This is a genomic window from Protofrankia sp. Cr1 (assembly GCF_963555865.1).
Classification (GTDB): domain Bacteria; phylum Actinomycetota; class Actinomycetes; order Frankiales; family Frankiaceae; genus Protofrankia.
Genome location: NZ_CAUVXO010000257.1, coordinates 7,210 through 7,717, shown reverse-complemented (window position 1 = coordinate 7,717; position 508 = coordinate 7,210). Strand labels below are relative to the sequence as shown.

The 508-nt window shown below is 70.5% G+C and carries 1 pseudogene; it reads right to left on the bottom strand.

Going from position 1 to position 508, the window contains the following annotated elements:
• Nucleotides 1-21: 21 nt before the first annotated feature.
• Nucleotides 22-508, bottom strand: a pseudogene (locus U9980_RS18200) (proton-conducting membrane transporter); the annotation flags it as partial.

The following is a 508-nucleotide window of genomic DNA, read 5'->3' as shown; positions in this document are numbered from 1 at the left end:
GTGTTGACCAGGGCGGTCGCCTCACCGGCGAGAAACCTCGGGGGGACGGGGAACAGCCCTACCGGGATCCGGTCGACGCCGGCGGTGGCGCGCTCGTCCAGGGCGGCTTGCAGCTGCCCTGGACGGCGTGTCGGTCCGGCCGGCCATGTGATCATGATGCGTGCACAGAAACGCCTGCGTCGCGTTGACGGCCTCGGCGGCCAGTTGGATGCCGTCGAGCACAAGATGTGGTGATGTGCGCAGGAGCAACGTGCCCTTACCGCTGGCTGGTTCGCCTTCCGCGCCGTTGGCGACCACCACTGCTCGAGCGCCGGCTCCGGCCACAGCGGCGAGTTTGCCGGCGACGGGGAAGGCCGCGCCGCCACGTCCGGTCAGACCGGCCGCTCCGACGGTGTCGATGAGCAACCGCGGGCTGCCGCGATAGGGCAACGGGCCGTGCACGGCGAGATGGGTGCGCAGGTCGCCGAGCACGGTGGGTGTCATCTGTGCGTTTCCTGTGTGCCCCAGC